Annotated in this window: 17 protein-coding genes and 2 pseudogenes; 8 read left to right on the forward strand and 11 right to left on the reverse strand. The window is 47.3% G+C overall.

Annotated features, from left to right (window positions below; translation table 11 throughout):
• Positions 1-124: 124 nt before the first annotated feature.
• From EKM70_RS07730 to map, 4 genes are all read right to left on the reverse strand, one after another.
• Positions 125-1,405 carry a MucBP domain-containing protein gene (locus EKM70_RS07730; protein WP_125546748.1) on the reverse strand — a complete coding sequence of 427 codons (1,281 nt, stop codon included), beginning with the start codon at positions 1,403-1,405 and terminating at the stop codon, positions 125-127.
• 9 nt (positions 1,406-1,414) lie between these two features.
• A complete protein-coding gene (locus EKM70_RS07735) occupies positions 1,415-2,311 on the reverse strand; it encodes a KxYKxGKxW signal peptide domain-containing protein (protein ID WP_125546750.1) in 897 nt (298 codons plus the stop codon).
• Positions 2,312-2,763: 452 nt separating this feature from the next.
• Positions 2,764-3,633: a hypothetical protein gene (locus tag EKM70_RS07740; protein ID WP_125546751.1), complete on the reverse strand. Its 870-nt coding sequence runs from the start codon at positions 3,631-3,633 to the stop codon at positions 2,764-2,766.
• Positions 3,634-3,661: 28 nt separating this feature from the next.
• Complete coding sequence (gene map / locus EKM70_RS07745) at positions 3,662-4,450, reverse strand: type I methionyl aminopeptidase (protein WP_125546753.1); 789 nt, start codon at positions 4,448-4,450, stop codon at positions 3,662-3,664.
• A 449-nt stretch (positions 4,451-4,899) separates the two neighbouring features.
• On the opposite strand from map, the gene EKM70_RS07750 reads away from it, so the two are divergent.
• The 4 genes from EKM70_RS07750 to asnA all read left to right on the forward strand — a co-directional run bounded on the left by EKM70_RS07750 (position 4,900) and on the right by asnA (position 10,092).
• Complete coding sequence (locus EKM70_RS07750) at positions 4,900-5,232, forward strand: nuclear transport factor 2 family protein (protein ID WP_125546755.1); 333 nt, start codon at positions 4,900-4,902, stop codon at positions 5,230-5,232.
• Between the two features lie 374 nt (positions 5,233-5,606).
• A complete protein-coding gene (locus tag EKM70_RS11410; RefSeq protein ID WP_164506357.1) occupies positions 5,607-8,240 on the forward strand; it encodes a KxYKxGKxW signal peptide domain-containing protein in 2,634 nt (877 codons plus the stop codon).
• A gap of 97 nt (positions 8,241-8,337) precedes the next feature.
• Complete coding sequence (locus tag EKM70_RS07760; protein WP_125546758.1) at positions 8,338-8,568, forward strand: hypothetical protein; 231 nt, start codon at positions 8,338-8,340, stop codon at positions 8,566-8,568.
• Positions 8,569-9,084: 516 nt separating this feature from the next.
• Positions 9,085-10,092, forward strand: coding sequence for an aspartate--ammonia ligase (gene asnA / locus EKM70_RS07765; protein ID WP_125546760.1), 1,008 nt, complete (start codon positions 9,085-9,087; stop codon positions 10,090-10,092).
• Positions 10,093-10,228: 136 nt separating this feature from the next.
• Here the strand turns inward: asnA and EKM70_RS07770 are convergent.
• The 5 genes and pseudogenes from EKM70_RS07770 to EKM70_RS07790 form a co-directional block, all read right to left on the reverse strand.
• Positions 10,229-11,566 (reverse strand): annotated as a pseudogene (locus tag EKM70_RS07770) (IS4 family transposase).
• A 138-nt stretch (positions 11,567-11,704) separates the two neighbouring features.
• On the reverse strand, positions 11,705-12,841 hold the full coding sequence (locus tag EKM70_RS07775) for an NADH-dependent flavin oxidoreductase (protein WP_125546762.1): 1,137 nt from the start codon (positions 12,839-12,841) through the stop codon (positions 11,705-11,707).
• Between the two features lie 48 nt (positions 12,842-12,889).
• Positions 12,890-13,321: a MerR family transcriptional regulator gene (locus EKM70_RS07780; protein ID WP_125546826.1), complete on the reverse strand. Its 432-nt coding sequence runs from the start codon at positions 13,319-13,321 to the stop codon at positions 12,890-12,892.
• A gap of 156 nt (positions 13,322-13,477) precedes the next feature.
• Complete coding sequence (locus EKM70_RS11650) at positions 13,478-13,630, reverse strand: type II toxin-antitoxin system mRNA interferase toxin, RelE/StbE family (RefSeq protein WP_404819867.1); 153 nt, start codon at positions 13,628-13,630, stop codon at positions 13,478-13,480.
• Positions 13,631-13,781: 151 nt separating this feature from the next.
• A pseudogene (locus EKM70_RS07790) lies at positions 13,782-14,003 on the reverse strand (type II toxin-antitoxin system RelB/DinJ family antitoxin); the annotation flags it as partial.
• 183 nt (positions 14,004-14,186) lie between these two features.
• On the opposite strand from EKM70_RS07790, the gene EKM70_RS07795 reads away from it, so the two are divergent.
• From EKM70_RS07795 to EKM70_RS07805, 3 genes are all read left to right on the forward strand, one after another.
• Positions 14,187-15,014, forward strand: coding sequence for an undecaprenyl-diphosphate phosphatase (locus tag EKM70_RS07795; RefSeq protein ID WP_125546764.1), 828 nt, complete (start codon positions 14,187-14,189; stop codon positions 15,012-15,014).
• A gap of 270 nt (positions 15,015-15,284) precedes the next feature.
• Positions 15,285-15,686 carry an aggregation-promoting factor C-terminal-like domain-containing protein gene (locus EKM70_RS07800; RefSeq protein ID WP_057877676.1) on the forward strand — a complete coding sequence of 134 codons (402 nt, stop codon included), beginning with the start codon at positions 15,285-15,287 and terminating at the stop codon, positions 15,684-15,686.
• Between the two features lie 180 nt (positions 15,687-15,866).
• Positions 15,867-16,391: a hypothetical protein gene (locus EKM70_RS07805; protein WP_125546766.1), complete on the forward strand. Its 525-nt coding sequence runs from the start codon at positions 15,867-15,869 to the stop codon at positions 16,389-16,391.
• A gap of 47 nt (positions 16,392-16,438) precedes the next feature.
• On the opposite strand, the gene EKM70_RS07810 is transcribed toward EKM70_RS07805, so the two are convergent.
• Together EKM70_RS07810 and EKM70_RS07815 are read right to left on the reverse strand one after the other, a co-directional pair.
• Positions 16,439-16,846 (reverse strand): SRPBCC family protein, encoded by a 408-nt coding sequence (locus EKM70_RS07810; RefSeq protein ID WP_125546767.1) that lies wholly within the window; start codon positions 16,844-16,846, stop codon positions 16,439-16,441.
• 74 nt (positions 16,847-16,920) lie between these two features.
• Positions 16,921-17,736 carry a helix-turn-helix domain-containing protein gene (locus EKM70_RS07815; protein ID WP_125546769.1) on the reverse strand — a complete coding sequence of 272 codons (816 nt, stop codon included), beginning with the start codon at positions 17,734-17,736 and terminating at the stop codon, positions 16,921-16,923.
• 218 nt (positions 17,737-17,954) lie between these two features.
• Here EKM70_RS07815 and EKM70_RS07820 point away from each other — a divergent pair, with 218 nt between their 5' ends.
• Positions 17,955-18,749 (forward strand): chitosanase, encoded by a 795-nt coding sequence (locus EKM70_RS07820; protein ID WP_225416406.1) that lies wholly within the window; start codon positions 17,955-17,957, stop codon positions 18,747-18,749.
• The last annotated feature ends 67 nt before the right edge of the window (positions 18,750-18,816 follow it).

An 18,816-nucleotide genomic window follows, 5' to 3' on the forward strand; every position in this document is an offset into this window, starting at 1 on the left:
TACCAAAAAGCTGGTCGGGAGAAATCCGAAGATTCCTCTCAACCAGCTTTCATTTTGGAGACTTATGTCACAGCCTCTTAACGTCTATTTCTTTTCAATTCTGCCTAGCGGTGATTTTTCTCGCCTAATGCCGCCGCTTGCTTCGAAAACCAGCTAGCCCTAAGGTGGCAACCAAGACTGCCATCCCCGCAACCAACCAACTCGTAGAGGAAGCCTCATCAGTTTGCGGCAAAGTCGTCTGGGTAGCTCGTTGGATAGCTGCTGAATTCTCATGACTGGCTAAAGTCATGACACGACCAGTGCTTGTCTTCACTGCTTGTCCCCTCTTGTTGACAACCTTATCGCCTGCTCCCCCGTTAGTTAGCGCGTTCTGCTTCGTTTGGGGTCTTGCGACTGGCTCTCCAATCGCCGCATTATCGCCATCTTGGCCTGATGTTTTGTACGTAAAGGTCACGGTCGAGCCCGCTGTCGTGTAAGTCCCAGTCACTGAACTTGGACTCGTTAACTCGTAACCATCCAATTCGGGTGCGGTAACCGTGTAACTATCCCCGACCGTCCCAGTCTCGACGTGTTGGCTGATGACATGGCCATTCTCGTCAACGTTAACCACCGTCACCGTTCCGGTAGTGATCCCAGGCGTTGGATCCACTGGAGCGACAGGATACACTGGGTCTTCGCCATTAACGATGTCAAACGTCACGTAACCCAGATAAGTGTGCCCCGCACCATACTTAGAACTGTAAACATAAATGCTGTAAGTGCCATCTGGGACATCCCCATTAGCTGTCATCATGAAACCTAAGGGATTGTCCGGGTCGGCACTGACCGTGAACAGTGATGACGCATCTTGCTGGGTCTGTGCCCAAGCATCGAAGGTTGAGCCCTTCACATCAGCCGTTGGCGTTCCGGAAACGACCGTCCAACGATTACCAAAGCGTGATAACCCCAAGGTATTGTCCGGATCAATCTGACCAGTGGCATCCTGAACCCCATTGACAACATCCGTGATGGGGTCAAAACTCCTCTGAGTTGGCGTCAGCGTGTAAGTCTTACCACTAATTGTCTGGTAGTAAGCCGATTGGGTGCTGTAGGTCCCTGTACTGAAGTGGTTATCATCCGCCCAGAAATCCCCGGTGAACCCGGTAAAGTCTGGCAAATCGCCACTCAGTTGATTACCTTGGACATCGTACTGTACCAAATTAGGCCAGTTTGCCGGTGCTGGTAACTTACCCGTTAATTGATTACCATCCACAAGCAATTGGGCCAAATTAGGTAATTGCGTCAGTGGGGAAAGATCTCCGGTCAGTTGATTGTTAGAAAGTCGCAACTGTGTCAGATTCTGGTAAGCCGCCAAGCCGGCCACAGAACCAGTCAATCCGGTATCAGTTAAGTCTAATTGCGTCAACTTGGTGTTTTAACCCAGATACGTGTTGACGAAGGTCTCGGGACTCATTTGCATATTAATCTTCACAGCACCCGTATAATCGGCTCCCAACAGCATGTAAGTCTTGAGGTCTGGAGCAAAACTCATATCGATCAGACCATTCGTGGGAACGTTGTAGGCCCATTCAAAGGCGGTCGTCTTAGTAAAATACTGAAGCCCCGTCAGATCATGGATTTCACCAAAAGTGTTAACGTTGGTCTTTTGATAACTCAAGAACAGTGGTGCACTGATATATTGATAGAGGTTGGAGGCGTCGATTGTTAGAAATTGATTGCGTTCCGCCTGTTTAACCGCGGCGATCACCCAGCCCTGAGTCGCCTTGTCTGGCATCCACTCATCAGCGTTCTGACCAACGATGGATGGCGCCTCTTTAACCAATGTGTTTGGACTCATCATCCGCGAACTTCCTAGCTCATGCGAGGTCGGTTGCTCGTCGTGGGTCACATTGTCTGGTACCTTAACATTCGAAGCGACCTTATCTTTTTCCAAAGATTGATTGGACGCTTGGCCCGGCTGTTTATCCGGGTTCCCGTCCTGCACAGACCCCGGCGTCTCGGCTGGTTGCTGCAACTTGTCTGCATCATCTAGCTTGTCTGCATCGTCTAGCTTGTCTGCATCATCTAGCTTGTCTGCTTGGTCGTCACCCTCTGTGACATCCGCTTCAACCTCATCCTTAACTTCAGGTTGAGCCTTAGCAACCTCCGTCGTGGTCGGTTCGTTAGTCGGTGCGACTTCCGCCTGCGCCGTCGTGATTCCTGTCAGGCCTAACCCCAACGCAATAACGGTAATACTGGCGTAAACCCAGCGCTTGCCGGCCTTGTAACTCTTGTAGTGTTCCTTGGCTTGTCCCATCATTGGTGTCCTCATGATTGCTTCCTCCTCGTGAAGTAAAACCTGCCCTAGTCAGTTTGTTTCTGTATGCGCTTACAATTTAATTTAAACAGTCAAGCGGCATGCATGGTTAAATTTATTTGTTCACCACATATTTCAAAATGTGGATAGTCGTCTCTACACCTGTATTATAACTGAACTGAAAGGTATTTCAAGGATTAATCGTTAATTGAGTTGACTAGTATTTAAGTTAAACGTTTTATCACCAACGAAGTCTGCCAACATGGCCATCACACGATCCTTTCAAACCCGATTCAGGCCATGATTTTAGCTGACTTGACCGATTAGGCTAATTCACCACCAACGTCATAGTTATCTCGATTTACTTTCTAGAGGCTATATATTTGAACCGGGTATGAACGAGATCTTGCTTCTACTCACAAAAAAAGGACGACACCCGCAGACATCGTCCCTAAAACAATTTTCAATTAAGGTCGCTGATCGACAAGCTCACTGCCAGTAACCCGATAAGCCAGCTGGTCGTCGATGGCCTGAACCAGCGGATCAATCATCTCAGCCCACAGCGGATTGGTTGTACCATCCGCTAAGACCCGTTCAGTTCGTCGGAAGTAGACGCGGGCCCCCTTGGCCGGTTGAAGTGCCACTAACTCTGGCAGATCCAGAACGGCCGCCCGGTTACGTTTGTTGATCTGGATATAGTTTATCAGGGCCTTGGCCAGATCCCCCTGGATATCCACAATGTGCTTGTCCGCACCTAGTGGCAGGAAGGAGTTCTCCGGATCACCCACTAGCGTCACGTAGCTCTGCCAGTCATTGTGCACCGGCCAATCGTGCCCGGGATTCTTGCTCAACAGTCGACGTGTCGGCGTATCGATATAGGGCAGGTGATTCTCAATGGCTTGTCCGTCACCCAAATAAGCCGGCGCCTCCTGAAACTGTTGCTGGAGGGCCGCCAACGTTAATGGTGGGTTATCCAACTGCCATTTCACCTGCGCCTGTACCGTCATGACGGTATCAATCTGCACGTGCGTGGCGTTCTTCCATGACGGGCGCCCCTTCTCTGGGGCTGGTAAAGCCAGGAAGATGATCACTGACCCCACCGGAACATCCTCCAGTAGCGACCCTTGGTAGCGATTGCCATGGGCGTGACAGAACGTGTAGAGAAAGTTTGGCGCCCAGACATAAGGATCTTCATTGTCACCACCGACGGCATCCACCCCAATGGTTAGATCGGTCTCGGCCACGTGCACCGGGACCTCTTGACGAACATTGTGAGGAACTAAGAACACCCGAGGGGCATTCGTCAGCAGTTCCGTTAAAGTCTTCTGTTGTTTCATCTTTTCTAACCCAACTTTCTTGACTGACCTATGGTAACAAATATTTAGCGTCGCGTTCGTGGTCGAATGACGTCAAAATCTTGGGGCCGTCTTCGGTCACAACTAAGGTGTGCTCGTACTGACAGCTCAGGCTACCATCGACTGTGTGAATCGTCCAGCCATCGTCATCTGGGCCGGAACATTCGTAGGAGCCCACGTTAATCATGGGTTCAATGGTGATGGTCATTCCCGCCTTGAGGCGTTTGCCGTGACCGGGCTTACCGTAATGGGGCACGTCGGGACTCTCGTGCATCGTCGGCCCAATGCCATGACCAATGTAATCACGAACCACGCCGTAATCCAATTGGTTTTCCGCGTAATCTTGAATGGCAAAGCCAATATCCCCAATCCGGTTACCCACGACTGCCTGGTCAATCCCCAGATAAAGGGCCTTGCGCGTCACGTCCATCAACTTCTGAACCTCAGGAGACGCCTTACCCACCACGATGGCGTGGCACGCGTCGCTCAGGTAACCCTTGTAGTCGATCACCGTGTCGAGCTTGATGAGATCGCCATTCTTAACGATGATGTCCTTGCTGGGACAACCATGACAGATGACGTCGTTGACACTGATACACGTCGAGTACTTGTACCCTTCGAAGTTCAGTTCACCGGGCGTTGCGCCGTGATCCACGATGTATTTGTAGGAAAAGTGGTCGATGTCCCAGGTGCTCATCCCTGGCTGAATGTAGTCTTCTAATTTGTGAAACAAGCCCGCTAAAATGTCGCCAGCGGCCTGCATCCCCGCAATTTCGCGGTCTGATTTTAAAGTAATCATGTGTCCTCCTGTGAAATAAAAATGATTACCTCCCAGTATACGCTTGCGATCGCCTGGCGCCAAAGGAAAAATGGACTGGATAACTACTGAAAAGTTTTGATAAACGTTTTACACTATACCGATACCATTACTAGTTTCAACATAAGCGATGAGGCGTTAGACATCCTATTTAGTCGAAGGGGGCCAGGGATGGAACCAGCCGTGAAGATGTTGTTAGACCGAGCGTTGCTTCTCGGCCTTACAACACGGGTGAATTTGAAGACGCCGACCCTGGCGGCTTCAAATCGAGCGAGAAGCCCACAGGGCTGAAGCGTCCCCACAGCAAATGGAATCCCTGGCAGCCGCAGACGACCAATTTAGGCGGCCCATAGTTAACGCCTCAATCCGTTGACTTTTCAAAGGTGAGATGGTTTGATAGGACTATCTTGAACCACTAAGGAGTCTTACTGATGGATGATTTAACGTTACCCGCTGCGATTACGGCCTTCATCAACACCACGAATGCCAGCGACTCTGCCGGGTTTGTCGCCTTATTTACCCCAGATGCCGTGCTAAATGACTGGGGCACCGAATACCATGGCACAGACGGAATTGCCTCCTGGAACCAGACCGACAACATTGGCAAACAATCGCACTTCGAACTCGCTGACTTTCGTCAGACTGATCCACAGACCTGGATCGTTGATATAGTGGTCACCGGAAATGGCTTCAACGGCACGAGTCCCTTCCAGTTCACCGTTAGCCAAGACCACCTTCAAGAAGTTAAGATTCTACCAGACTAATCCTGAAACTTAGGCGAGCAATCGATGCTCGTCTTTTTATTTGTCGGTAACAACCTTCAAAAATTGTGATATGCAGAAATTACAAACTTTTAGTCAGTAAATAACGCCACATAGGCACGATGTTTTTAACCCGTTGCAACCGTTTCTCCCCGCGGTATGAAGGCCCTAATCGTTTAATCCAATTGTCGCCAAATATTTGACAGTTTGACTATCACCACGCCTGTAAACCACGGGATTATTTTTACGGTTTAATCAATGTGTAAATAAATAGTTTTGTGGTAACATTACCTCTATAAGAAACCATTCGACCGCGGCGTTCTCCTCGGGTTATTTGTCGTTAGCTGCTCGGCCAAAATGAGTGAGGAGAAATGACAATGAATATCCGCAAAATTGAGGACCATTCACAAACTACTAAGCTTCATTTCAAACTTTATAAAGCAGGAAAATTATGGCTAGTGGGCGCAATTGCCTCTGGCGTTCTCGTTGCGGGATTAGGTGTCTCAACCACTGCCAACGCCGCTACGAATGAGGACGATGACAATCTTGCTGAAGTGGCGGATTCCGGGACAGTTCCCCCGAAATCTGTAAAGCTAGCAACATCAACCGCTGATCCAGCTTCGTCTACTGCTGATCTGGTACACTCTGTTGCTAGTCCAGCTTCATCAACCGCTGATCCGGTACACTCTGTTGCTAGTCCAGCTTCATCAACCGCTGATCCGGTACACTCTGTTGCTAGTCCGGCTTCGTCTACTGCTGATCCGGCACATTCTGTTGCTAGTCCAGCTTCATCAACCGCTGATCCAGCACATTCTGGCGCTAATTCGACTCTGTCTGCCGCTGATCCAGCTTCCGATCTTCACACTAATTCATTGCCTAGGATGCTGGCTCCTGTCGCCGAAGATACTCCCGTTGTCAAAACTGGTAAGGATATCAATGGCACACCGGTAACCGGGACCCTTGTCACAAAGCAACCCGCTTTAGCGAATTTTTACGTGAGTCTTGGTGGTAGCAAATATGTTCCCTACAATTCGATGGCCCTAGTTGGATTGGTTCCGTATGACACCGAAAACTTTGCTGATGATGATTTCCCCGAAAGTGTCTACGGCTTTTACGTTATCCTCCCTGTGTCAATCTCAGCGACGTTAAAACATGTTCAAGATGGTGCCGACGCTTACGTCAAAAAGCTTCAGGCCGATGTTAATCCCACAAACGGCGTTCCGTACGTCAATGTCTCAACTCTCACCGTCTCTCAGCTCAGCAACACCAGCGACGACCGTCAGGTGTTCTACTTCAAACCAAACGCCGAAGCCCAATTCACCGGTAAGGACGGCATACGGGGATTTTCTAGCCAAATTCACATGGAGACCCTAGTTTCCACGGCACCTTCAACTAATCCTCAAACATACACTTCTTTAACAGTTAATAACCCCAGTGGAACGCCAATTGAGTTGGCAACTACCGACGTACTTTACATGGGAATTGGTGATCAAACCTATGCCAACACCAATAGCGGCTATATGAGTCTCAATGCAGTCAACCTTTTTGGACCTAATGCGGCTGACTGGCCGGATACTAACTTAGTTGGTATTTGGAAAAATAACGGGGCCGACGTAAACGCCAACTACGGAAAACTCGATTACGTCGCGATTCAAGTAAAGAGTAACTATCAGGTTAGCTTGGTCGCTAACCCCTCAAAAACGATATATAGCGGTACCCTCTATACCGGCGCCCCTGGAACCCAGATTAACCCTGCCGAATTGATGAGTACCACGGTCGATAAAAAATACACAAGTCGTTACTGGCGGCCGCAATACATGGGAACCGATCCCAACAATCCCGTCGCTCAGGCACGCCCGACCACGGCCCTGTTAGAGCCGACCAAAATTGACTTGACATCCGTCAGCGATACGACACCCGTTCCCGGTCAAACTTACTATTTCTACACAAATTATATTCAAACTAAGCTTGATTCTAGTGACAAAACCTTTTATGCCGGAAATAAAAACAGCTGGGATCCTGCCGATACTTTAAAGGGACTTGCCCCTGATGGTAGCCCGTTAACGGTAGATCAGGCTATCGCCGGTAACACACCTGACTTGGGAAAAATCATCATGACGATTAAAGATAGTGCTGGTAAGGTTATCACGCAAGCCGATCTACAAAAAGCTATACAGAAGCCTGGAACCTATACTGTGACCTACGAGTATGACGACGCGCAAGGCAATAACAACCATTATGTTTCAGGATCTCAAATAATTTCGACGATTGCCACATCGACAATCACTGTCAAGCCAGCCGCCAGCACCTTAACCGTAGCGGACCAATCTATCACGGCCGGAACCAAGTGGACGCCAACCGACGCCATCACTGGCCAAACAGCTGTCGACGGGACTCGCATTGCCACACCAACTATAGGCACCGCAGCCGATGGTTCCAAGATTGCGGTTACTATCATGGACAGTGACAATAACACGCTCGACCCAGCAACCTTTGATGCTAGCACGCCCGGGACTTATACCCTGACCTACACGTACACAGATGCCAACGGTAATGTCGTGACCCCCGATCAGGTTACACTGACCGTCAACGCGCCGACAATTCCCGATAGCGGTAGCAATACCTCGACGGGAAACACTAATACAAACAATCCAACGACCGATCCCGGGTCGACGGGTACTGGTACGACAACGCCGGATAAGCCGACGACGCCTTCTAAACCAACGACACCAGCCAAGCCAATATTGAAGACCGTTCACGCCCCTCAGGTTACGCCTGTACCCAAACACCCCGGTGAACACCAACACCCAACGTCTATGGGTACTGCACCCGCAAAGGGCGTTCAAACGACCGGTGGACATGCGATGACGACCTCAGCGAATGCTGAGCAATCGGCCAACAGTGCTACTCTGCCACAAACTAGCGAACAGAACACACCGTGGCTAGCCGAATTGGGACTCGTTTTGTTATCCTTAAGCCAAACTCTCGTGATTCGCCGGAAACAAGATTAACTGAACAGAATTCCTAACGCGTTGCGGTCATCAGGCTGTGACGCGTTTTTCTTGTAAGATTACTGCAATCACCTTACATTGGTGCAAGCGGTGCCCCATGAAGTCCATAAAAAAGCAAATTTTAAATGGCGAAACTATTCTGCCAATTCCTAGAGAAATTGAAGCTAGCGTTGACTACTACGATGTCTATTCGGGTCGAAACGAAGCCATTGTTTATTTACCTAGAATTCCAAATCCCTTTAACAACGCTGAATTTATTAAAAACCATCAACATGCCTTGCTTCAAGACGATCTACTTAACGCCTATTTACGACATGACGGCTTCTAACTGCTATCGAAGAGCGCTCCCCCTACTAGTACTAACGAAATCCGCCGCCAGTTTTTCGCAGGTTTTTCAAAAACTTTTTTCAAACTGTGAAAACTCTTAGAACAACGGGGGTTTGGTCACGATTTCATAAGAAAATTACTCATTTCTTTTTAATTTTCCTGTTTACAAATCAAAAAAAGATGCTAGTATAGGTTTCACAAGATAAAAAACGGAGGAAAGACAAGTACGATTCGTCAACCTGCCAGTGAGTTGGGAGCTAGTGAAAACCCAATCAGCGTTGACCTATCCGAATAACACTTTCTTAGTTGCTGACCGAACCAACCTTGGTTGAAGTAAGTTAAGCCGTGACCGATACGTTACCATCGGTGGAGTATGATTGTACTCCAATTGAGCTGGTCTATTTGAGATAGACAACTTGGGTGGTACCGCGAAAGTAGCCTTTCGTCCCTTGATTTTCTGAGGGGACGGAAGGCTTTTTCTTTTGTCTTAATCCAACACGTAAAGGAGAAATGGACCATGCATTTAATTATTCCAGAATCATACGAACCAAAGCTGTCGGTTAAAGAAACGCAAAAGGCTATCCGGTACATCCGTGAAACCTTCCAAGACGAATTCGGTGACCAATTAAATCTGTCACGGCTGTCCGCACCCATGTTTGTCGACAAGGCCACTGGGCTGAACGATAACTTGAACGGGGTTGAAAAACCAGTCTCCTTTACCATGGCTGACATGGGCGACGCGCAGATTGAAATCGTCCACTCCTTAGCTAAGTGGAAACGGGTCGCCTTGAAGCGTTACGGCTTTGACCTGCACGAAGGTCTCTACACCAACATGAATGCCATTCGTAAGGACGAAGACCTGGACAACTACCACTCCGCTTACGTTGACCAATGGGACTGGGAAAAGGTTATCACCAAGGAAGAACGGACGCTCGACACGTTGAAGCAGACCGTTCGGACCATCTTCAAGGTGATTAAGCACATGGAACACGAAGTTTGGTATAAGTTCCCCCAAGCTGTTCACCACTTACCCGATGAAATTCACTTCATCACAACGCAAGAATTGGAAGACCGTTACCCTAAGTTCACGCCTAAAGAACGGGAGAACGCCATTACCAAAGAACTTGGCTGTGTCTTCTTAATGAAGATCGGTGGCGAATTAAAGAGCGGCAAACGTCATGATGGCCGGGCCCCTGACTACGATGACTGGGAATTAAACGGCGACATTCTCTTCTGGTACGAACCCCTGAACAAGGCAATGGAAATCTCCAGCATGGGGATTCGGGTCGACGCCGACTCACTGCGTAAACAACTCAAGTTGGCTGACGCCGAGGACCGTTTGACCCTGCCTTATCACCAAATGGTCTTAAACGAAGAAGTCCCATTCACCATCGGTGGTGGAATTGGCCAATCCCGTCTATGCATGTTGTTACTGGGTAAAGCCCACGTGGGTGAGGTGCAAGCTTCCCTCTGGCCACAAGAAATGATCGACAAATGCGAAGCTGCTAACATTCATTTACTGTAAACAAATAGCCACGACTCGCCCTTTACTTGGCGGATCGTGGCTTTTATTTAGAAAAGATCTAAGGGTTGAAAGCACTCAAATAGACTACAGCCCTTGGGATACTTGAACTGAAGCTGGTTAAAATAAACTTTATACTTCATTGAGCCTTACCAAGCAACCTGACCAGGTTGCTTGGTAAGGCTTTCATAAATTCGTCGAAAATCATGTTCAATAGCGTTTCACTCATGTCAATTTTTTTAGCTATACCAGTTAGGATCTTCATCAACCAATCCAAGGCATTAGTGAACGAAATTTCTGGTAGGGGTCGGGAATATTCGAAAAATATCCCGCCAAAGGTTCGATCATCTTGATTCTCTCGTTGTGCTAAGGCCAAAATATCATAGCCCATTAGGGTCAGAGCCATGTGGCCACAAAACCCGTCGTAGCTTTGAATCTGGGTTTTATCGAATTGAAGATATTGTTTAGCAACTTTGAAATAACCCTCAATCTGCCAGCGACGAGCATACATTTGAATAATCTCTTGCGGGTGAAGGTCAGTTTTCGTGGTTCCCAAGACCAGATAATCATTAGGATGCCCACATTTTATGACGAAGACTAATTTGACAGGCATTAAATGCCCCTCGACGTCAAAGGTAACGATGGGACTATACAAGTAGTGGGCCTTGGTCGGCCACTTACTACGTTGAAGCTGGTTATATAGCGTTTTTACATCCATTTGGCGGCCCCGGTACCGGAAGTAAACCTTCTTAGATTTTTTCAACATGCCAATGCCATAACGTCCACGCTTCAGTAGCTCAGCGAACATATGTGGAGATGCAAACCAACTATCAAAGAGCACGTAGCGGGCCTTAATACCAGCCCCCACCGCGGCATCCACCAGTTCCAAAGCAACGTCATTCATCTTTCATTGTGCTTGCGCACGACGGCGAGCCGCCAAAGTCCGGCAATCAAATTTTTTAAAGATGCCAATTTGGTTTTTAGGATGACTGGAGGACATTAAAGCGAAGCGGATGGGAAGAAAGGTATTACCATCGCTCCATCCCAAAGTTAGGGTGCGAAATCCCTTGAAGTACACTTGTTTATCGTGGTCGAAGACCCAAGCTAGTAGCTCAGTTTTCTTAGAAAACTCGCGCTTAAATAAGGAATCATCGAGGATGAGTGCTTGGCGGCGTCTTGAATCTGTAAAATGATGGACGTATTGAATAAGCCGGACTGCCAGGAGTGTAACCAGGCGTTGCCAGTTGGTTCGTGGATCATTCAAGCAATTTCGAGCAGTCTTTTTTGAAAAATCCGTTGCGGTCGCCCGAAAGATTGAGTAACGGTGAAAAATTATACCTAAAAGCCATTCAAGTAGGATTGGGACAGGTGTCCCCTTGGTTTTAAGGATGTTAGCACGACGAAGTGCGACGGGTAACTGGACCAATTTAGAAAAATGTTTAAAAGAGTAGTGAAAATCAGAGGTTGAATGATGTATAAGACATGGGCATAGATTCTCCTTGTATATTGGTTTTAGACGACTCAATTATACAAGCATGGAGTAATCCATGTCTATTTTTGTACAGTAAAGCCCCGGCTCGCTGGGGCTTTACTGTACATTATTGACTTTCAACGGTTAGTTAACGATATCAAACCAGTCACCTGAATTTTGTATTATCCCCCAAAGTTTATCTGGTAATTTCATATTATCTAATTGAGAGACATGCAGCTGTTGTTCAATATCTGACGTTTCTCCTGACTTTACCTTTTCAGCCCAATCGGGATTCATTATTAATCCATGTGCAATTGCAGCAAGGTCCAGGCCATCGTCCAATGCTTCTTCAGCCTGATCTGGTGTATCCAAAGAACCAGCTGAAATTAATGGAATACGATGATTAATGTATTTAACTAACGTTTCAAGATAGGTAGCATCCTCATCTGAATTACCAATCGGCTTGGAAGTCAACACACTATTTAATGTTACATGAACATAATCAATATCTTTCTTAATCAATTCATCAATCAAAGCTAACGAATCATGTAGACGCAAGCCGCCATCAAGGTGTTCTTCAAGCGTAATACGATAGCCTAAGACAAAAGGTTTTTTAGCATAAAGTGCAATTGTCGATTTTATTTCGTCAACAACAGCTAGGGCGAAGCGCATTCTATTTTCAAGCGAACCACCCCATTGGTCGTGTCTCTTATTATAGTATGGTGAGAGAAAATTTTGGAAAAGAAAACCAAAAGCCCCATGTAATTCAACACCATCGAATCCGGCAACAATTGCTCTTCTAGTGGTATCGCCAAATGCTTTAATAATCTCCAAAATTTCTTTCTCAGTTAAAGCTCGGGGACTAAAAGCCTCAACAAAGGTACTTTCTTTTGTTAAAACTGGACTAGCACTAACGATGTCTTTTGGATCTACTAAATTTGTGTTAGTTTTATTTCCCGCATGTAATATTTGTAAAATTGCTTTAGCCCCACCACTCTTAGCAGCATCTGCCAAACGTGCAAGGCTCGGAATAAACTTGTCATCATAACCGGCAAACTGATCACTGAAACCAATAGCGTTTGGTGCAACTGAAGTCGATCCAGTAATTACCATCCCCATTCCGTTAACTCGACGACGATAATATACCATCTCTTGATCAGAAACCGTACCATCAGCGTTTCCAGACCACGTAGTCATGGGTGCCATAACCATATGATTCTTAAGGGTAAGCCCATTCTTAAAACTAAAGGGAGCAAGAGTTTTCTTATATTGTGTTGTCATATATATCTTCTTTCATGATTGCGTACTTTTTCGAAATCTTAAATCTATTTATTTTTGTTTATGAACTTGAAATTTATCCATCTTCCACAGCTCATCAACATGATCAGCATCCATTTCACCACTTTTGAATTTGGCAATATGATCCTCAAAGGTATCAATTTTATATTCCAGTAAGTTTCGAGTTCGTTTCATTTCAGCAGACTTTTGATTTAATTTCTCGAGCTGTTCCTGTAGAATAGCCTTTTGAGCTGGCTCGTTTTCTCCACTTTGATTTAACTTCGCAAATTCAATTAAGGCTTCCATAGATAGGCCAGCGTCTTTTAAACATCTCACTAAAAATAACCAATCCAAATCTACGGGGCGATAATCACGGTACCCATTCTTATCACGCTTGATTGGTGGAATCACACCAATTCGTTCATAGTAACGTAAAGTGTCGGATGAAAAGCCAATTAATTTTGAAACATCCTTTCTATTAATGAAACTCACCTGCTTTCTTAATTGATAAAGATATCATAAACCCTGCACCTAACTCCTTAGCAAGAGAAATTTTAAATTTTACTATGGCCTTATCAGGCTACTAGATAAGGCTTCACATTAAAAAAAGACTGTTTTTTCCACCACAACTCAAGTAGCTCATGAGTTGTGGTCTATTTTGGTGCTTTCAACCTTTAGGAAAAGATCTTGATGCTTTCCTGTACGTACCAAACTCAAAATTAACCCCTTGTCATAGATAAAATACATCAAAAGCCAATCTGGTTCGATGTGCAATTCACGATATCCTCTCAGCTACCCTGCCAAGGAATGATCATGATGTTTTGATTGTAAAATTTCACGATCATCAACAAAAATCTCATGAACTGCTGCCACTAATTTCTCTTTTGAATAACGGTTTTTTATCACCATTCGCTTTAGATCACGTTTAAACTTTGCGGTTTGCCTAATCGTTCTTAGTTTTGAGGTCATGGTTAATTTGGTTCTCCGACGCCTCAACCGACTCAAAGGTTTCCTCAACACCCTGTTCTGTTTCAGCCATTGCCTGTCTGGTATCCGGATTCCATGCCGGCCGGAATGGAAGAGCTTGTTCCGCTACACTTTGTTTTAAAAATAAAGTAATAGCTGTCGTCATCTCCAATCCTAAACTCTTAAACAGTTTCACAGCCTCTTCCTTATCTTATGCATCAATTATTGGATATCATATCTCAATTTTTATATTTAAGTGTCCTCAGGTATTTACCAACATTTTACACAACCGCAATCCCTCCTTTACACCAATTCGATACGATGAATCCTAACCGCTGTCACCTTGTGGCAGACTTACTCGTTCTAGAAAGAAGGACCTTGCGTGTTAGAAATCATTAAAGCGGTCATCTTGGGTATCATCGAAGGGATTACGGAGTTCCTGCCGATCAGTTCCACCGGCCACCTTTACTTAGCCGACGCCTTCGTAAAGCTCAATGAACCCACGGCCTTTATCAATATGTTTATGGTGGTTATCCAGTTGGGTGCCATCTTGGCGGTAGTTGTGATCTACTTCAACAAGCTCAATCCTTGGGCGCCACGGAAAAGCCATCTGGAACGTCACGAAACCTGGGTACTCTGGGTCAAGGTCATCATTGCCGTTCTGCCAGCGATCATCGTGGGCCTGCCATTAAACGACTGGATGGATGCGCACCTGACGAGCTGGCAAGTCATCGCAGGAACCTTGATTGTCTACGGCATCCTGTTCATTGTGATTGAAACCTACAATAAAACCAAGCGGCCCCGTTACACCGATCTCAACCAACTCCCAGTAAAGATGGCGGTCCTGATCGGCCTCTGTCAAGTGCTGGCCATGGTCCCCGGGACCTCACGCTCCGGTGCCACCATCTTAGGTGCCATCTTACTGGGAACGTCACGCTACGTGGCTACCGAATTCTCTTTTTTCCTGGCCATTCCCACCATGCTGGGTGCCTCTAGCTTAAAAGTTTTGAAGTACCTCATCCATGGTAACCACTTCACCGGCATGCAGCTGGCGGTGCTGACGACCGGGACTGTGGTATCTTTTCTCGTCGCCTATCTGGCCATTAAGTTCCTTCTCAGCTACATTCGTAACAACGATTTCAAGCTCTTTGGGTGGTACCGCATTGCCCTTGGAACACTGGTAATTGCTTATTTTGGGTTACTCAACTAATTATCTGACCCCAATATTGCCAGTTTGTTACAAGTTATGTGACAGCCGTTTGTAATATTTGAATGGCTGTTTTTTGATTTCTTAAGAACTTCTTAAGCCCGGTATCATAGGATCCTCAAGGAATTGAAGGTCCAACACTAATCAGGGCCAACTCTAACTCCCCAGATGTTGTGAAGTCCTTTTAACTGCCCGGTAACCGGCTGTTAACATGTTTGCAACATTTCTCCGGTATACTGCAATTAGCAATTAAGGGATGAGGAAGTTATCGAAATGTCAAAATTTAAAATTAAAATCGCAACATTATTATTACTATTTGGCTTCTCCTTCGGGACTCTTACCGATGTGACGGCCAACCTCATGCCTGAAACCACGACTACGGCTCAGGCATCGAGCAAGGTCTCCAAGAGCCAGGCAAAGAAAATCGCCGAAATCAATAAGAATCTTTCGAAGAAACAAAAAGCTGCTAAGAAATGGATCGCTAAGCGCGAATCCGGCTACAACTACTCCGCTCGTAATGGTCGTTGTTACGGTCGTTACCAATTACTGAAGTCTTACCTGCACGGTGATTACTCACCTGCTAACCAAGAACGGGTTGCCAACAACTACGTCAGTGGTCGTTACGGCACTTGGACGAAGGCTAAGCGTTTCTGGCAGAGTCATCACTGGTACTAGAATAGCGTCGGCTGTTCGTACCTTATCGCTACATAGCACAAATCATCAGGGTTCTTGTTTGGACATAGAATTGACTGAGTAACTGACCGACTAGCTGGGGCTAGCCGGTTTTTTATTTTGCGCTAATGGTCGATAACGGCTAAACTAGACTTCAAACTTATCTGGAGAAAGGATCAGCCAATGTCTAAGAAAATCTGGGCCACTAGTCTAATAGTCATTCTGGCCAGCCTCACGTTGACGGCCTGTGGGGCCAAAACAACCGCCACACCTCGCAAGACCCAACCAACGACCACCAAACCGAAAGTAAAACCACTGACTGTCTCGGAACTGCAACACGACGAGTGCCTGACTTATGCCGCCATCATCTACTTTGCCGTTCACCATACCAAGTTGCCACGCTGGCAAGAGGTCGCCGACATGAAAGCTGGCTGGCAGATCGAGATCTATCCCCATCAAGGCCGTCGCAAGTATCTGGTCTGGCCCGACCAACACATCACTAGCGCCCAGAAGAACTTGGCTCCCAACTGGTTTACCCTGAAAGACCAACAAGTCATCTACGACAGCTTCATCGTCCATTCCTTTCGCAAGGACCAAACGGCGACGACGACGCTGCCGAAGATCGTCAAGCAACTCAACCGCGACCATGCCGAGAAGGCCGTCCGGCACATGCCCCATAAACTAGCAGTCGTCAATCATGTCAAATAACACCAACAGGCACACCGCGAGATTCTCCGGTGTGCCTGTTTTGGTAACTAGCTGGCGACGATCTGGGCTAAACGTGTCAGGTTCTGTTGAAAAGCCCGCTTCGCAATCGGAGCCATTAATTTTACGGGTAAGCCGGTGCTATCCGGAACGTACAGTGCCTCTTGAATCAACGTTCCTGCTTCCTGTGCCGTGAGGGTAAAGACCAGGCGATAAGCCAAGCGTCCCTGCGTACTCCGGTAAGTCACTTGATCATCCGTTGCCGTCACCGCAAGCCGTTCGTGCTGATTCAGGGCTGCCCCTTGCCGCTTAATCTCGAAGGCATTTGCCCCCGATGTCACCGTCGTAATGTCGGGCACCCACTTCAATAGTGCCCGCGGGTCGGCCAGGACCTTTTGGACAGTTGCGACCGGCGCCTGGGCCAGAACCTCATTGGTAAAAACTGCTATGTTTGTCATGCTAAGAACCTCCTTTAGTTGATGACCCCATTCTAGCGGGTCTCACCAAAGGGTTAAAATCAGTATCCTGATATTTAGAAATGATCGTATATTTTTTCGTGGAAGAGTTTTGTGAGGAGTCTTTCCGATTGGTGAAAGTCCGTATTAGCCAGCCGCTCATTGCGATCCGCGATCACGGCTAACAGATGGTAATCGTTAGCTAATAGATAATGGGAGTTATGGTCAGTCGCAAACTGAATCCCCGCCACCAGCCGTTGCATGGCATCGTGGTCCCGCTGAGCCTCAAAATCCAGGAGAGCTGCTAAGTAAAACAAAATGTTTAGATTTTCTTCGTAAGGACTGGTGGTCAGAGCTGCCAGCGCCGTGGCGACGAGCTTCTGGGCTTCCGTCCGCCGCTGCTGGCGTCCCCGTACTAAGGCCAGCGACACCTGAGCGATTCGAGTCAGTGTTGTTGTCCGCCCACTCACCGCACTCGCCAAGCTCAACCGAAAGTTCCGACCCGCAGCGTCGAGGTTGGGGCCAAGCTGAACATCTGTGACGCCTAGATAATAGTAATAGGCCTGGGTCTGTTCGTCGGAATCAATCGCCGCAACCACGTCGTCTTGTTTCAGAAAAGCATGAAGTTCCGCATAGCGATGTTGATTGCAGAGTTCCTCAATCCGCTGGTTAAACGTCACCTGAGGCCCTACTTGAAAATTTTGGGCCAGACTAATCTCGTTTAGACTGATTGCCAATCGCTCACACAACCGCATCAAGAGGGCGGCATTGGGCATGTACCGGTCATTTTCAATTGCCGACAACATCGACTGCGCACAAATATTCTGAGCCACCTCACGCTGGGTGATCTGTCGTTGCTGGCGAACCTGTTTGAGTGTCGTGCCAAGACTCATGGTCGTAGCCTCCTTTGCTTGTTGCTTTGATTATACTGAACTGAACCCTTTTGCCAATGATTGACCACCGTACAATAAAAATCAATTTGACGTGGGGTTAACGATTAAACATCGATTAAGACCACTAGCTAATCATTTTAGAGTTATGAATATCTTGTTAGACTAGAGTAAAATCCACAGTGCCGAGAAAGAAGTCCATCCCCATGACCCACTACTCATTGAAAATAATCACAACAATCGGTCTACTGGTCCTCACCCTAGCCGGTTGCCAGTCGCCATCCACGACTTCGGGCTATCAACCCGACCACACCATCAAAGTCGGTCAACGCCGCAAGACCACCTTCGCCTTGGTTTCGAGTGCTGAAAATTCCACCACCAATTATCACCGCCAGTACGGTTATATCGAAGATATCGGCGACGGACGTGGCTACACCGCTGGGATTATTGGGTTTACCACGGCCAACGGCGATCTCCGTCAAGTCATCCAACGTTACGTCCATTTGAAACCTAATCATAATGAACTCAAACCTTATTTGCCCGCCCTCAGGGACGCAGTGGGGTCATCTACCCATCATGGACTCGGCCGGCCTTTTATCAAAGCTTGGCATCAGGCTGCCAAGGACCCCCAGCTCACCCAAGCTGAAAATTACATTTTAGATGCCGAGTACCTGAATCCCGTGTTGCGCGCGGCCAAGCAAGATAATCTGAGTCCGCTAGGACAATACATCTATTACGATGCCATGGTGGTTCACGGTCCTGGCAAGGACAAGAGTAGCTTCGGTGGCATTCGCCGTCAGGCCAAGCGACTAGCTAAGACACCTCGTCAAGGCGGTAATGAGACCCACTATCTCCAAGCCTTTCTCAAAGCCCGCACACCCATCATGCGCCAAGAGGCTGCCCATCACGACCTCTCTCGGCTGAACGCCCAGCGCCAGTTTATTCGCGACAAAAATTTTCAACTCCAGCGCCCCTTAAAATGGCAAATGTATGGCGACCATTACCATCTCAACTAAACACAAAGGACCGTTTCCCTCAATCGGAAACGGTCCTTTCATTTCGTTCATATTCAAAATTCCCATG

It is taken from the genome of Levilactobacillus lindianensis (genome assembly GCF_003946095.1).
Classification (GTDB): domain Bacteria; phylum Bacillota; class Bacilli; order Lactobacillales; family Lactobacillaceae; genus Levilactobacillus; species Levilactobacillus lindianensis.

What these genes read in the sequence shown, in the direction of transcription:
- EKM70_RS07800 (WP_057877676.1), top strand. Translation starts at nt 15,285, where the DNA reads ATGTCAAAATTTAAAATTAAAATCGCAACATTATTATTACTATTTGGC.
- EKM70_RS07805 (WP_125546766.1), top strand. Translation starts at nt 15,867, where the DNA reads ATGTCTAAGAAAATCTGGGCCACTAGTCTAATAGTCATTCTGGCCAGC.
- asnA (WP_125546760.1), top strand. Translation starts at nt 9,085, where the DNA reads ATGCATTTAATTATTCCAGAATCATACGAACCAAAGCTGTCGGTTAAA.
- EKM70_RS07735 (WP_125546750.1), bottom strand. Translation starts at nt 2,311, where the DNA reads ATGAGGACACCAATGATGGGACAAGCCAAGGAACACTACAAGAGTTAC.
- EKM70_RS07815 (WP_125546769.1), bottom strand. Translation starts at nt 17,736, where the DNA reads ATGAGTCTTGGCACGACACTCAAACAGGTTCGCCAGCAACGACAGATC.
- map (WP_125546753.1), bottom strand. Translation starts at nt 4,450, where the DNA reads ATGATTACTTTAAAATCAGACCGCGAAATTGCGGGGATGCAGGCCGCT.
- EKM70_RS07775 (WP_125546762.1), bottom strand. Translation starts at nt 12,841, where the DNA reads ATGACAACACAATATAAGAAAACTCTTGCTCCCTTTAGTTTTAAGAAT.
- EKM70_RS07810 (WP_125546767.1), bottom strand. Translation starts at nt 16,846, where the DNA reads ATGACAAACATAGCAGTTTTTACCAATGAGGTTCTGGCCCAGGCGCCG.
- EKM70_RS07750 (WP_125546755.1), top strand. Translation starts at nt 4,900, where the DNA reads ATGGATGATTTAACGTTACCCGCTGCGATTACGGCCTTCATCAACACC.
- EKM70_RS11410 (WP_164506357.1), top strand. Translation starts at nt 5,607, where the DNA reads ATGAATATCCGCAAAATTGAGGACCATTCACAAACTACTAAGCTTCAT.
- EKM70_RS07760 (WP_125546758.1), top strand. Translation starts at nt 8,338, where the DNA reads ATGAAGTCCATAAAAAAGCAAATTTTAAATGGCGAAACTATTCTGCCA.
- EKM70_RS07740 (WP_125546751.1), bottom strand. Translation starts at nt 3,633, where the DNA reads ATGAAACAACAGAAGACTTTAACGGAACTGCTGACGAATGCCCCTCGG.